The organism is Janibacter sp. A1S7 (genome assembly GCF_037198315.1).
Classification (GTDB): domain Bacteria; phylum Actinomycetota; class Actinomycetes; order Actinomycetales; family Dermatophilaceae; genus Janibacter; species Janibacter alittae.
Genome location: NZ_CP144913.1, coordinates 684,944 through 698,050, shown reverse-complemented (window position 1 = coordinate 698,050; position 13,107 = coordinate 684,944). Strand labels below are relative to the sequence as shown.

Sequence of the window (13,107 nt, the reverse complement as noted above, 5' to 3'; positions counted from 1 at the left end):
CGAAGGGGGCCGACCTGCCACGCGGCGGGTCGGCCCCCTTCGCGTCCGCCGCCGCCCCGGGAAACGAACTGCTGCTGGCTCTAGTTCGTATGGTCAGCCGCAGCACGTCGTGGTGCTGGCAATACCAACTGCAGCCGGCAGCACTTCGTCGGGCGGGTCGGTTCAGGCCGGCTCAGGTCGCCTCGGGGTCCCAGGGAACCCCATCCGGCGTCGTCGTCAGTGTGTCCGTCGCGTCAGTCGCGTCGGCCGTGTCCTGCGTGGCTGCGGCGCTCGTCGACGCGGGCTTGTCCTCGAGGCTGAAGGCATCCTCGAGGGGCTCCATCAGTGCCTGCTTGACGATGCGTCGCGGGTCGTACTGCCGCGGGTCGTACTGACGCCAGTCGAGGTCCTCGTACTCCGGGCCCATCTGGTCCTTCAGCTGGACCTTGGCGTCATTGGCCATGCGCCGCAGCTGCACGACGAAGCGCGCGAGCTTCGCCGCGTACTCGGGCATCCGCTGGGGTCCGAGGATGATGAAGGCCAGGACGATGAGGAGGACGAACTCCCAGCCGTTGACTGGCATCGACTAGTTCTCCTCCGCAGCTTCGAGCGTCATCGTGATCTCGCGCTCGTCGCCGTCGCGCAGGACCGTGAGTGTGACCTTATCCCCCACGGCCTGGGCGCGGATGCGCACGACCAGCTGGTCGAGATCGCTGATCCGACGGCCATCCATCTCGACGATGACGTCACCGGGCTCGATCCCTGCCTTGTCGGCCGGCCCACCCGGGACGACCGAGGGCTGGTCGCCGGGCATGTCATCCTCCTCGATGACCTTGGCGCCCTCGCCCTCCCAGCGCCGATCGAGGGAGACGCCGATGATCGGGTGCTTCGCCTGGCCGGTCCTGATGAGCTGGTCGACGGTGCGCACGACGACGTCGGACGGAATGGCGAAGCCGAGGCCGATCGAGCCGGAGGCCGACATCTGGCCCGGGATCTGGGCGATGGCGGTGTTGACCCCGATCACGTTGCCGGCGCCGTTGAGCAGTGGTCCGCCGGAGTTGCCGGGGTTGATCGCCGTATCGGTCTGGATCGCGGAGATGTAGGACTCGTCGCCGCTCTCGCCGGCGGCCACGGGCCGCTCCAGCGCGGAGACGATGCCTGCGGTGACGGTGGAGCCGAGGCCGAGGGGTGATCCGACGGCGACCACCTCGTCACCGACGACGACCTCGTCCGAGCTACCGATCGCGATCGGCTCCAGACCCTTGGGGTCGACCTTGAGCACCGCCAGGTCGTAGGCGGAGTCCCGGCCGACCAGCTCGGCGCCGCGACGGCTACCGTCGCTGAGCTCGATCCGCACCTTGCCGGAGCTGCCGGCCGCCTCGACGACGTGGTTGTTGGTGACGATGTGCCCCTGGTCGTCGTAGACCCAACCCGACCCGGTCCCGGACCCGCCGGATCCGTTGACGCGGACGGTCACCACGCTGGGGACGGCGTCGGCGGCGATCGCGGCGACCGAGCCCTCGGGACGCTCACCCGGGTTCCCGTCACGCTGGACGATCGTGGGTCCACCACCACTGTCGTCACGCAGGTCGGTGACCAGCCCACCACCGATCCCACCGATCGTGCCGGCGATCAGGGCGGCGGCCAGGGCCAACGCACCCGCACCGAACCATCCCGGACCGCGTCGTCGCCCGGACGCCACAGGGGGTGTCCCCGATCCGGTCGGGTACGGGTGTCCCTGCGTCGGGTGGGACTGCTGGGCATAGCCGTAGTACTGGCCCTGCTGGGCGTACTGGCCCGGCTGGGCGTACTGGCCCGGCTGGGCGTACTGGCCCTGCTGGTCGTACTGGCCCTGCTGGGCGTACTGGCCCTGCTGGGCGTAGTGGCCCTGGTCGTACTGACCCTGGTCGTACTGACCCTGCTGGCCGTCGTAGCTCTGCGAGCCGTGGCTCTCGCCGCCGGACGGGTCCGGCCCGATCGAGTCGTAGGGCAGGTACGGGCTCGACGGCAGCGGTGCCGTGCTGTCGTCCGGTGGGGTCGGCTCGTCACCCTGGTGCGGAGAGCTCATGCAGATGATTGTGCCTTGTCGGTCACAAGGTCCCGGTCACCGGGCGCGCGAGCGGGAAGCCCGACCCCCCACGCCGGCGGGGCTCCGTGCGCGGGGCGCGAGTCGTGCTCGGCTCGCGGTGGCGCAGGCTGTCACGGAGCATGGCCCGGCCCCGGTGGATGCGTGAGCGGACGGTCCCGAGCTTGATGTCGAGGGTCTCGGCGACCTCCTCGTAACTCAGACCCTCCACGTCGCAGAGCACGACGGCGGCGCGGAACTGCGGCGGCAGTGCGTCCAGCGCACGCTGGATGTCCGCATCGAGACGGCCGTGGAGCACCACCTGCTCCGGGGTCGCCGTGCCGCTGTGCAGGAGCGCGGCGAAGTCGTCGGTGAGCGAGTCGAAGCGCAGACGCTGCCTGCGGCGTGCCTTGTCGAGGAAGAGGTTGGTCGTGATCCGGTGCAACCACCCCTCGAAGGTGCCCGGTACGAAGCCGTCGAGCGAACGGAAGACCCTGATGAAGACGTCGTGCGTCAGGTCCTCCGCGTCATGGACGTCACCCGTCAACCGGTAGGCCAGCCGGTAGACCCGGTCCCCGTGATCCTCGACCACCTCGCTCCACGTGGGCTGGACCCACTCGTCCCCGGCGCTGGCAGCGGTCTCGGCATCGAAGGTCACCGACCCATCGTCACGGTCGAACCTGACAGAAGGCTGTGATGTGACTGCGCGGACGATGGGCCCGGTCGAACCGGACTAGGGTGGACTCCCATGACCGCCGCCCAGCTGACCAGCCACGCCTACGCCGAGCAGTTCGTCCCCGAGGACGACGTCGTCGAGGCTGCCCGTCATGCCGGCACGGAACTCGGGGCACCGCCGATCGGCACCGGTGGCGGTGCCGCCCTTCGCCTGCTGGCAGCCGCCTCGCAGGCGCAGAACGTCGTCGAGATCGGGACCGGTGCGGGGACCTCGGGGCTGTGGCTGCTCGCCGGGATGCCGGCGGACGGCGTGCTGACGACGATCGAGCTCGAGCCGGAGAACGCTGCACGAGCCAAGAAGTCCTTTGCCGCCGCCGGGATCGTCGGCCAGCGCACCCGCGTCATCACCGGTCGCGCCCTGGACGTGCTGCCGCGGATGAACGACAACGCCTACGACCTGGTCCACATCGACGCAGACAAGGAGGGCTACCCCGACTACGTCGAGCACGCCATCCGACTGCTGCGTCCGGGCGGGGTCATGGCCATCGACAACATGCTCTGGCACGACAAGGTCGCCGACCCGGCCGTGCGTGACACGACGACGAGCCTGCTGCGGGACCTGGGCAAGCAACTGCGGGACGACGAGCGGCTCGTCCCCAGCCTGCTGCCCGTGGGGGACGGCATGCTCGCCGCCGTCAAGCGACACACGGGAACCCGGGGCCGCTGAGCGGCTGGCGCCGCCACGACCCCCCGGGACACGCTGCGGGTGGGGTCCTCGACTCAGGCGGTACCGGGTCCGGGCCCTCGGCGGAACTGGGCCGGGCCCTCCGCGATGGCCACCACCTCGAAGGGCTGGATCTCGATCGGAGCCGAGCCGACGATCCTGCTTCCGGCCGAGTCGGCGGCCGTGGCGGTGAAGTCGGCGCAGAACTCGTCCCGGTCCTTGGCGGCCTGGAAGATGTAGGTCCCCTCGAACCACTCACCCTCGCGCATGCGCCACGTCTTGAAGGCCAGCCCGTCCAGGAACATGAAGTTGGCCATCGAAGTCCCGACGACGTACTCGCGCAGCTCGTCGGCCACTCCCTCCGGCGCCTCGGTCAGTGACCAACGGACGGTGAGTCCGTATCCAGCGTTCATCGTTGTCCCCTCGGCTGCGTGGACCACTCTCAGCGGTATCCGGGCACCGTAACCAGTGCCGCTGCCGCAGGGCAGCCCCGTGTCATCATCCGAACGGCCGGACACGGCTGTGCCCCGGACCCGATCGGGTCCGGGGCTCATTCCCGGGAACTACTTCTTCAGGCCGTCGCAGTTGTCGATGGCCTCGCCGAGCTCGAGAACCTCATCGGGCTTCATCTCGACGACGAGGCGCCCGCCACCCTCCAGGGGCATGCGCAGGACGATGCCGCGACCCTCCTTGACGACCTCGAGCGGACCATCCCCGGTACGTGGCTTCATTGCCGCCATGTGCGTTCCCTTCGAATTCATACGTGGTCGGCACACCGCCGACCACTCGACGCCCTCGCGTCGACGCTGGGCACCATTATCCACCCCGCCGCCGCACGAGGCCTAATCAGGGCGAAGGGGGTCCCGGCCCTCGCCCTCCAGCTCGGCGATGCGCTGCTGGAGACGATCGATGACGTCGTCCACCTGGTCCATCCGGTAGCCCCGCAGGGCGGTGTCGAAGGTGACGTCCGCGACATCGCCGGCTCGCACCGTACCCGCGGGCAGCCCGTGGTGCGGCGTCGAGGTGACCGGATCGGCCATGGGATCAGGGGTGAAGCGCCCGGCGACGACCGCGGCCGTCGCGACGACCACGAGCACGGCCACCAGGATGAGCAGGACCCAGATCATTCCGGGTTCGTCTCGTCGGGGGCGACCCGACCGGCGCCGTCCTTGAGGTGGCGCACGGCGGCCGCGAGGTCGTCGGTGAGGACGAGTCGATCGATGTCGCCGTCACTGATCATGCCGCCGGCCTCGACGGAGTGGCGCAGCCAGTCGAGCAGTCCGGTCCAGTAGTCGACCCCGATGAGCACGATCGGGAAGCTGGTGACCTTGCCCGTCTGCGCGAGGGTGACCGCCTCGAAGACCTCGTCGAGCGTGCCGTAGCCGCCCGGCAGGACGAGGAAGCCCTCGCTGTACTTGACGAACATCGTCTTGCGGGCGAAGAAGTAGCGGAAGTTGATGCCCAGGTCGACGTAGGGGTTCAAGCCCGCCTCGAAGGGCAGCTCGATGCCGAGGCCGACGGACGTCGCCCCACCCTCGCGGGCGCCGCGGTTGGCGGCCTCCATGGTCCCGGGTCCGCCACCGGTGATCACGGAGAAGCCGGCCTCCGCAGCGAGCCGGCCGAGCTCGACCCCCTTCGCGTACCACGGGGAGTCGGCGGGAGTGCGTGCGCTGCCGAAGATGCTCACCGCGGGGCCGAGCTCCGCGAGGGCACCGAAGCCCTCCACGAACTCCGCCTGGATGCGCAGGACGCGCCACGGGTCGGTGTGCAGCCAGTCGGCGCGGCCACGATCGTCGAGCAGCCGCTGGTCGGTGGTGGTCTTCGGCACCTGCCGCCCCCGCATGAGGACGGGCCCCCGGTGGTACCAGCGCTCGCTCTTGCCCTGAGGTGTCACGGCCGCGACACTACGCGAGCCACCGGAGCAGGGCGTCCTGCGACGCGACGATCTGCTCGACCGGGCAGCGCTCCTCGTCGTGGTGGGCGAGGTTGGGGTCACCGGGTCCGAAGTTGACCGCGGGGATGCCCAGCGCGGAGAAGCGGGCGACGTCCGTCCACCCCTCCTTGGGCCCCACGGGCACGTCGAGCGCGGCGACGAAGGACTGCGCGGCAGGCAGGTCCAGCCCGGGACGGGCCCCCTCGGCCAGGTCACGCACGTGCAGCTCCCGCCCCGGCAGGACCGTCTGGACGTACGCGAGCGCGGCCTGCGCGTCCTTGTCCGGGGCGAAACGGTAGTTGATGAGCACGGTGCAGCTGTCCGGGATGACGTTGCCGGCGATTCCGCCGGTGATCCCCACCGCTTGGAGTGCCTCGTGGTAGTCGAGACCGTCGACGTGGACGGTCTGCTCGTCGTGGGCGGCCAGGGCAGCGAGGACCTCGTGGGCGTCGTGGATGGCGTTGTGGCCGTTCCACGGGCGAGCCGAGTGCGCGGCGATGCCCTTGAGCTGCACCTCCACGCGCATGGTCCCCTTGCACCCGCCCTCGACGGCGGCGTTCGTCGGCTCGAGGAGCACGGCGAAGTCGGCGGCGAGCAGGTCCGGGTCGGACTCGGCGAGCAGCGCGAGACCGTTGTAGACGGCGTCGATCTCCTCCGCCTCGTAGAAGAGGAAGGTGATGTCCCGGCTCGGCTGCGGCAACAGCGCGGCCTTCAGCTGGACGGCGACACCACCCTTCATGTCGACGGTGCCGCGCCCCCAGAGGACGTCCTCGCCGCCCACGCTCTCGCGTCGGACCGGCAGATTCTTCGGGTCGGTCGTCAGGGGCACGGTGTCGATGTGGCCCGCCAGCACGACCCGCTCGTCACGGCCGAGATCGGTGCGCGCGACGATCGTGTGACCCCGGCGGGTGACCGTCAGGTGCGTCAGCGACTCGAGAGCCGCCTCGATGGCGTCGGCGATCCTCCCTTCGTCCCGGCTGACGGACTCGATGTCGCACAACTGCTGGGTCAGGGTCACGACATCCGCGGTGAGGTCCAGGCTCGGCATGATCGCCACCCTAATCTCCCCCTTCCCCCACGAAGTGCTGCAGGCTCGGGTTCGTAGTGCCAGCAGCACCACGTCATGCTGCTGGCTCAACGAGGTAGAGCCTGCAGCACTTCGCACCGGGGAGGTACGTAGGATTCAGCCATGACGACGACGCGTGCTGCCTGGGCCCATGGAGTGGCCACCGTGACCACCGACGGGACCGTGCTCGACACGTGGTACCCGAGCCCGGCCCTGGGTGAGGCCCCCGACGGGGCGACGCCGCCCGAGGAGCTGCTCGCGCTCGTCGGCGAGGACAGCGCGCGCCGGGTACGGACCGAGGTCGTCACGGTGGGCATCGACCTCGATGCCGCACCCCGGGGCGCGTCCGACGGCTACCTGCGCCTGCACCTGCTCTCCCACCGCCTGGTCCGGCCCAACTCGATCAACCTCGACGGGCTCTTCGGCCAGCTGGCCAACGTCGTGTGGACCAACCACGGCCCGTGCGCCGTCGAGGGCTTCGAGGGCACCCGCGCCCGCCTGCGGGCCCGCGGGTCCGTCCAGGTCACGAGCATCGACAAGTTCCCCCGCCTGACCGACTACGTCACCCCCACCGGTGTGCGCATCGGTGACGCGGACCGCGTCCGCCTGGGCGCCCACCTCTCCTCAGGGACGACCGTGATGCACGAGGGCTTCGTCAACTTCAACGCCGGGACCCTGGGCACCTCCATGGTCGAGGGCCGGATCAGCCAGGGCGTCGTCGTCGGCGACGGCTCCGACATCGGTGGTGGCGCCTCGACGATGGGCACCCTCTCCGGCGGCGGGACCGAGCGGGTCTCGATCGGCGAGCGCTGCCTCATCGGCGCCCAGGCAGGCATCGGCATCGCGCTCGGCGACGACTGCATCGTCGAGGCCGGCCTCTACGTCACGGCGGGGACGAAGGTGGAGATGCCGGACGGGGCGATCGTCAAGGCCGGGGCGCTCTCCGGCCGCAGCTCCCTGCTCTTCCTGCGCAACTCGCTCACGGGTACCGTCGAGGCGCGCGACCGCGCCGGCCACGGCGTCGCGCTCAACGACGCGCTGCACGCCAACGACTGACCCGTGCCCCGCTCCCGCCCTGCCCTCGACGAGGAGCGCGGCCCCCGCTGGGCGCCAGTGGTCGCGTCCCTGTGCGTCGTCGGTCTGCTGTGCACCGCCGGAGCCTGGTACGCCCGCGACCGCATCGGCCTCTTCCTCGGGGACAAGTGCCAGGCGACGGCGCTCGGCGAGACCGTCGGCTTCGACCCCGAGCAGATGAACCACGCGAGCACGATCGTGCTGCTCGGCGTCAAGCGCGGGCTGCCGGCCCGCGCCGGATCCATCGCCGTCGCCACCGCCATCCAGGAGTCGAAGCTGCGCAACCTCACCTACGGTGACCGCGACTCGGTCGGCCTCTTCCAGCAGCGGCCGAGCCAGGGCTGGGGCACCGTCGACGAGCTGCAGGACCCCGTCTACGCGACCAACGCCTTCTACGAGGCCCTGACCAAGGTCGACGGCTGGCAGGGCATGCGCATCACGGAGATCGCCCAGGAGGTGCAGCGCAGCGCCTACCCCGAGGCCTACGCCGACCACGAGCACGAAGGGCGGACCATCGCCTCGGCACTCGCCGGCCACTCCCCGACCGGGCTGGTCTGCCGTCTCGACGAGCCGACCGACCCCGGCCGACCCGACACCCTCGCCGCCGCCGTCACCGAGCAGACCGGCCAGGACGCCACCGCACAGGGCCGGGTCGTGACGATCCGCGCGACCGATGACCGGCATGCCTGGGCCGTCGGTGCCTGGGCCGTCGCCCAGGCACAGGCGCGCAACATCGTCTCCGTCCAGGTCGGCGACCGGCGGTGGACCCGCGACGCGGGGGATGTCGCCATGTCCTGGGGCGATGCCGATGAGGCCGTACCCAGCTCCCAGGTGCGCGTGACCCTCCACGGCGGGTGACCCCCTTCGCCATCTGACGGGGCCCGTACACGGACAGATCCCCTCCGCCCGAGCCGGGCGGAGGGGATCTGCCGGTGGAGCGCGCGGGTCAGCGGTTGTCGATGCTCACGTAATCGCGCTCGGTGGGACCGGTGTAGATCTGGCGCGGGCGGCCGATCTTGGTGGCCGGGTCCTCGATCATCTCGCGCCACTGGGCGATCCAGCCGGGAAGGCGACCGATGGCGAAGAGGACGGTGAACATCTTCGGGTGGAAGCCCATGGCCGTGTAGATCAGGCCGGTGTAGAAGTCCACGTTCGGGTACAGGTTGCGCTCGACGAAGTAGTCATCGGCGAGGGCGACCTCCTCGAGCTTCATGGCGATCTCGAGCTGCTCGTCGCCACCCATCTTCTCGAGGACGGTGTGGGCGGTGTCCTTGACGATGGCCGCACGGGGGTCGTAGCTCTTGTAGACCCGGTGCCCGAAGCCCATGAGCCGGACGCCGTCCTCCTTGTCCTTCACCCGCTTCATGAAGGTCTCGGCGCCGTCGTCCGAGGCCTGGATCTGCTCGAGCATCTCCAGCACGGCCTGGTTGGCGCCGCCGTGCAGCGGGCCGGACAGCGCGTGGATACCCGCCGACACGGAGTTGAACATGTTGGTGTGCGCGGAGCCGACGAGACGCACCGTGGAGGTGGAGCAGTTCTGCTCGTGGTCGGCGTGCAGGATGAACAGCTGGTCGAGTGCCTTGACGATCTCGGGGTCGAGCTCGTAGGGCTCGGCCGGGAAGCCGAAGGTCATCCGCAGGAAGTTCTCGGTCAGGCTCAGCGAGTTGTCCGGGTAGAGGAACGGCTGGCCGACGCTCTTCTTGTGCGCGTAGGCCGCGATCGTCGGCAGCTTCGCCAGCAGTCGGATCGTCGAGATCTCGACCTGCTCCGGGTCGAAGGGGTCGAGGCTGTCCTGGTAGAAGGTGCCCAGTGCGGAGACCGCGGAGGAGAGCACCGACATCGGGTGCGCATCGCGCGGGAAGCCGTTGAAGAAGGCCTTCAGGTCCTCGTGCAGCATCGTGTGCCGGCTGATGCGCTCCTCGAAGTCACCCAGCTGGGCGGCGCTCGGCAACTCACCGTAGATGAGCAGGTAGGCCACCTCGACGAAGGTCGAGCTGCTCGCCAGCTGCTCGATCGGGTATCCGCGGTAGCGCAGGATGCCGTTGCCGCCGTCGATGTAGGTGATGTCGGACTGGCAGGACGCGGTGTTGACGAAGCCCGTGTCCAGCGTGACGTTGCCGGTCTCCTTCAGCAGCGTCGAGATGTCGTACCCGTCGTTGCCCTCGCTGGCCTTGACGAGCGGGAAGGTCAGGTCCTTGCCTGCTGCGGAGAAGGTGGCGTCATCGGTCATGGAGTATCAGCCCTTCGGTCGTGCCGTGCCGCGGAGGCGGTGGCCCCGGGCATGCGGTTTCTCATCTCCGAAACTACCCCAGCCGTGGCCCCGATCACCACGTGGGTGCACAGTGCGAGACCGCGAGAGGTCGCTCGCTCCCGTCCGGCACCGGCCCACTCGCCCCGGGCGGTGCCGACCTCCACCGCTACGCAGACAGGCGCGCGGCAGCGGTGGCGATGCGCTCGTCGGTGGCGGTGAGTGCGATGCGCACGTGCTCCTGACCGGCCGGTCCGTAGAACTCGCCCGGCGCAGCGAGGATCCCGCGATCGGCAAGCCGGTCGATGGTCACCCGGCAGGGCTCGCCCGCGGTGGCCCACAGGTACAGGCCGGCGTCGGAGTCGTCGACGCGCAGGCCGAAGCCCTCGACGGCCGGGCGCAGGGTGGCACGACGTGCCCGGTACCGCTCGCGCTGGACGGCGACGTGCTCGTCGTCGGACACCGCGGCTCGCAGCGCGCGCTGGACGGGCCACGGGACGATCATCCCGGCGTGCTTGCGCACCTCGAGCAGCCGCCCCACCAGCGCGGGGTCACCAGCGACGAAGGCCGCGCGGTAGCCGGCGAGGTTGGACTGCTTCGAGGTCGAGTAGACCGCGAGCAGGCCCTCGGGGGAACCCCCGTTGACGCGTGGATCGAGGATCGACGGGGTCGTCGGCAACTCGGCGAAGGACTGCCCGCGCTCCTCCTGCGACCGCCAGTCCAGCTCGGCGTAGCACTCGTCGGACGCGACGAGGACACCCCGCTGGCGCGCCCACGCGACGACCTTGGTCAGGTGCTCCGGACCGAGCACCTTGCCGGTCGGGTTGCTCGGGCTGTTCAGCCACAACAGCTTCGGCGCGCTCGACGGCGTCGTCGGGCCGAAGGCCGTCGTGGCATCGGCGGCGAAGGGGGTGGCCCCCGCGATCCGCGCGCCCACGTCATAGGTCGGGTAGGCCACCGTCGGCAGGCCGACCACGTCACCGGTACCCAGACCCAGCAGGGTCGGGAGCCAGGCAACGAGCTCCTTGGACCCGACCGTGGGCAGGACGCCGTCCGGATCGAGATCCGGCACGCCCCGGCGCCGCGCGAACCACGCGGCGATGGCCTCGCGCAGGTCGGGCGTCCCCCAGGTCTGCGGGTAGCCGGGGGCGTCCGCCGCGGAGGTCAACGCGTCCTGCAGGACCTGCGGCGTCGGATCGACGGGCGTGCCCACGGACAGGTCGACGATCCCCTCCCCAAGGGCCGGGTCGACCGACGAAAAGGCTCTCGCCCGCTCCTTGGCCGGAGCGAGCGAGTCCCAGGGGAAGTCAGGAAGGTTCATCCCGCGACGGCTCAGAGGTCGTGCTCCTGCGGGGGCAGCGCCGCGACGATCGGGTGGTCCTTGTCGATCATGCCCATCTTGGCGGCGCCACCGGGGCTGCCGAGGTCGTCGAAGAACTCGACGTTGGCCTTGTAGTAGTCGGCCCACTCCTCGGGAGTGTCGTCCTCGTAGTAGATGGCCTCGACGGGGCACACCGGCTCGCAGGCGCCGCAGTCGACGCACTCGTCGGGGTGGATGTACAGGCTGCGCTTGCCCTCGTAGATGCAGTCGACAGGGCATTCCTCGATGCAGGACTTGTCCTTCAGGTCCACACAGGGCAGCGCGATCACGTACGTCATACACGCCATACTATGTGCCCACATGAGCGATCTGCTGCGGGGTATCACCACGGGGTCGAGGGCAGCCGTGCGCACCCGGATCGAGCCGCCGCCGGCGCACGGGCCGCGACTGACCGACACCGTCGGCGAGGTCCTCGCGATCGATGAGGCGACCGTTCGGATGAGCACGCGCACCGGGGAGGTCACGTTGCGCCGCGACCTCGTCGTCGCGGCCCGCACCATCCCCCCGAAGCCGACCCGTCGCGGGGCACCCCATCGCGCCATCGGGATCGAGGACCTCCACCTCGTGATGACCAAGGGCCAGCCCGGTAGCACGCAGGCATGGTTGGGCGCGCACGAGGGCGGGTGGCTGCTGCGGGCGGGTGGTGGCTGGACCGGGCGTTCCAACTCCGCCCTCCCCCTCGGCGACCCCGGGATCCCGCTGCCGCAGGCCGTCGACGCGGTCGAGGCCTGGTACACGGAGCGCGACCTCACCCCACTCGTCATGCTCCCCCGGCCGAAAGGGGCCGCCACCGCCGACGACCCGCTCGGCGCGCTGCTCCTCGAGCGCGCGTGGACCGAGGACCACCCTGCCGACGTCCTCACCAGCCGCACCGACGTGCTCCTCGCCGGGGCCGCGCCGCCCGCGCCCGCGGGCCTGACCGTGCGCAGCAGAGACCACGCGGACGAGACCTGGCTGGCGGGCGGATCACCACGCCTGCGGGAGCACCTCGACGCCGCCAAGGAGGTCCTGGCCCTGCCGCAGCGGCAGGTCTTCCTCACCGCGGTCGACGGCGAAGGGGGCACCGCCGGTGTCGTGCGCGTGGCCCTCGACGACGGCTGGGCCGGGATCTTCGGCCTGTACGTCGCCCCGGCGCACCGCCGCCGCGGCGTCGCTCGTTGGCTGACCCAGCAGGCTGCCGGCGCCGCTCTCGACTCCGGCGCGTCGCTGACCTACCTGCAGGTGGAGCCGTCCAACCCGGCCGCCCAGCAGCTCTACCGGGCCCTGGGCATGCAGCAGCACCACGACTACGTCTATCTCGCCCGACCCCGCCCCCGCACAACTGCCTAGGCTCTTGCAACCACCGAGCCCACCCCCTACGCAGCCACCTGGGCTCCTGCGGGATCAGGGCCCGGCACCGGTGGCGAGCCGCTCGAGGGCGGCGGCCGTCTCCCCGATCGGGTGGGTGATGACCTCGGGGTCGACGTGGCCGGCGACCGCGAGCGCGGCCAGGTACCCGGGCCGGGGTGTGCCCACCATGCCCGCACTCACCTGCGTGGGCGGGCACCCCGTCTTGAACCTCGCTTCCGCAAGGACCCACCTCGCCACGTCGTCGCCCCGGTCGGCTGCCTCGACGTCCACCCCGACCGCATCGGCGGCGGTCGCGACCAGGACCAGCGGACCGGCATGGGTGACGCTCACTCGCACGCCGTCGACCCGGGGCGCCCCGTGGTCCCCGCCGCAGTCGGCACAGGTGCGTCCCACGGCCACCGAGCGGGGCTCCTCACCCGTGGCAGCCCCGACCGCCAGACGCAGGAGGGCCGCGCCGAGGACGAAGCGACCGCGGTCCGCTGCGCGTTCCATCCGATCCAGACGCTCGGTCTCCCGGTCGTCGAGCAGACCGAAGAGGCGCGCGTCCGCGGACCGCAGGTCGGCCCACCACAGATCCACGACATGTCCACGTCGCGTCGCCATTTTCCCTCC

General features: G+C 70.7%; 16 protein-coding genes. 4 read left to right on the top strand and 12 right to left on the bottom strand.

Annotation, left to right across the window (positions count from 1 at the left end; translation table 11 throughout):
- Nucleotides 1-172: 172 nt before the first annotated feature.
- Genes V1351_RS03480 through sigE form a run of 3 tightly spaced genes read right to left on the bottom strand, consistent with a single transcriptional unit; the run spans nucleotide 173 to nucleotide 2,702 of the window.
- Nucleotides 173-562, bottom strand: coding sequence for a preprotein translocase subunit TatA (locus tag V1351_RS03480; protein ID WP_338750746.1), 390 nt, complete (start codon nucleotides 560-562; stop codon nucleotides 173-175).
- Nucleotides 563-565: 3 nt separating this feature from the next.
- Nucleotides 566-2,047, bottom strand: a complete 1,482-nt coding sequence (locus V1351_RS03475) for a S1C family serine protease (RefSeq protein WP_338750744.1) — start codon at nucleotides 2,045-2,047, stop codon at nucleotides 566-568.
- Nucleotides 2,048-2,069: 22 nt separating this feature from the next.
- Nucleotides 2,070-2,702: an RNA polymerase sigma factor SigE gene (sigE, locus tag V1351_RS03470; RefSeq protein WP_338750742.1), complete on the bottom strand. Its 633-nt coding sequence runs from the start codon at nucleotides 2,700-2,702 to the stop codon at nucleotides 2,070-2,072.
- Between the two features lie 90 nt (nucleotides 2,703-2,792).
- On the opposite strand from sigE, the gene V1351_RS03465 reads away from it, so the two are divergent.
- On the top strand, nucleotides 2,793-3,446 hold the full coding sequence (locus V1351_RS03465) for an O-methyltransferase (protein WP_338750740.1): 654 nt from the start codon (nucleotides 2,793-2,795) through the stop codon (nucleotides 3,444-3,446).
- A 53-nt stretch (nucleotides 3,447-3,499) separates the two neighbouring features.
- Here V1351_RS03465 and V1351_RS03460 read toward each other — a convergent pair whose 3' ends face one another.
- The 5 genes from V1351_RS03460 to dapE all read right to left on the bottom strand — a co-directional run bounded on the left by V1351_RS03460 (nucleotide 3,500) and on the right by dapE (nucleotide 6,424).
- Nucleotides 3,500-3,856, bottom strand: a complete 357-nt coding sequence (locus V1351_RS03460) for a hypothetical protein (protein WP_338750739.1) — start codon at nucleotides 3,854-3,856, stop codon at nucleotides 3,500-3,502.
- A 150-nt stretch (nucleotides 3,857-4,006) separates the two neighbouring features.
- Nucleotides 4,007-4,183, bottom strand: a complete 177-nt coding sequence (locus tag V1351_RS03455; protein ID WP_185990436.1) for a DUF3117 domain-containing protein — start codon at nucleotides 4,181-4,183, stop codon at nucleotides 4,007-4,009.
- Between the two features lie 102 nt (nucleotides 4,184-4,285).
- A complete protein-coding gene (locus tag V1351_RS03450) occupies nucleotides 4,286-4,570 on the bottom strand; it encodes a DivIVA domain-containing protein (RefSeq protein ID WP_338750736.1) in 285 nt (94 codons plus the stop codon).
- Nucleotides 4,567-5,286 carry a TIGR00730 family Rossman fold protein gene (locus tag V1351_RS03445; protein WP_338752443.1) on the bottom strand — a complete coding sequence of 240 codons (720 nt, stop codon included), beginning with the start codon at nucleotides 5,284-5,286 and terminating at the stop codon, nucleotides 4,567-4,569. Before V1351_RS03445 ends, V1351_RS03450 begins: the two co-directional genes overlap by 4 nt.
- A 61-nt stretch (nucleotides 5,287-5,347) precedes the next feature.
- Nucleotides 5,348-6,424 carry a succinyl-diaminopimelate desuccinylase gene (dapE, locus tag V1351_RS03440; RefSeq protein WP_338750734.1) on the bottom strand — a complete coding sequence of 359 codons (1,077 nt, stop codon included), beginning with the start codon at nucleotides 6,422-6,424 and terminating at the stop codon, nucleotides 5,348-5,350.
- A gap of 141 nt (nucleotides 6,425-6,565) precedes the next feature.
- On the opposite strand from dapE, the gene dapD reads away from it, so the two are divergent.
- Together dapD and V1351_RS03430 are read left to right on the top strand one after the other, a co-directional pair.
- The gene (dapD, locus tag V1351_RS03435) at nucleotides 6,566-7,498 is read left to right on the top strand and encodes a 2,3,4,5-tetrahydropyridine-2,6-dicarboxylate N-succinyltransferase (protein ID WP_338750732.1); all 933 of its coding nucleotides are present in this window, start codon (nucleotides 6,566-6,568) and stop codon (nucleotides 7,496-7,498) included.
- A gap of 3 nt (nucleotides 7,499-7,501) precedes the next feature.
- A complete protein-coding gene (locus V1351_RS03430; protein WP_338750730.1) occupies nucleotides 7,502-8,374 on the top strand; it encodes a hypothetical protein in 873 nt (290 codons plus the stop codon).
- 88 nt (nucleotides 8,375-8,462) lie between these two features.
- Here the strand turns inward: V1351_RS03430 and V1351_RS03425 are convergent, their stop codons facing one another.
- The 3 genes from V1351_RS03425 to fdxA form a co-directional block, all read right to left on the bottom strand.
- Complete coding sequence (locus V1351_RS03425) at nucleotides 8,463-9,746, bottom strand: citrate synthase (RefSeq protein WP_338750728.1); 1,284 nt, start codon at nucleotides 9,744-9,746, stop codon at nucleotides 8,463-8,465.
- 187 nt (nucleotides 9,747-9,933) lie between these two features.
- Complete coding sequence (gene dapC / locus V1351_RS03420; protein ID WP_338750726.1) at nucleotides 9,934-11,085, bottom strand: succinyldiaminopimelate transaminase; 1,152 nt, start codon at nucleotides 11,083-11,085, stop codon at nucleotides 9,934-9,936.
- Between the two features lie 11 nt (nucleotides 11,086-11,096).
- Nucleotides 11,097-11,423 carry a ferredoxin gene (gene fdxA / locus V1351_RS03415; protein ID WP_338750724.1) on the bottom strand — a complete coding sequence of 109 codons (327 nt, stop codon included), beginning with the start codon at nucleotides 11,421-11,423 and terminating at the stop codon, nucleotides 11,097-11,099.
- A gap of 22 nt (nucleotides 11,424-11,445) precedes the next feature.
- On the opposite strand from fdxA, the gene V1351_RS03410 reads away from it, so the two are divergent.
- Complete coding sequence (locus V1351_RS03410; RefSeq protein WP_338750722.1) at nucleotides 11,446-12,474, top strand: GNAT family N-acetyltransferase; 1,029 nt, start codon at nucleotides 11,446-11,448, stop codon at nucleotides 12,472-12,474.
- A 54-nt stretch (nucleotides 12,475-12,528) separates the two neighbouring features.
- Here V1351_RS03410 and V1351_RS03405 read toward each other — a convergent pair whose 3' ends face one another.
- Complete coding sequence (locus tag V1351_RS03405; protein WP_338750720.1) at nucleotides 12,529-13,098, bottom strand: 4'-phosphopantetheinyl transferase family protein; 570 nt, start codon at nucleotides 13,096-13,098, stop codon at nucleotides 12,529-12,531.
- Nucleotides 13,099-13,107 lie beyond the last annotated feature (9 nt).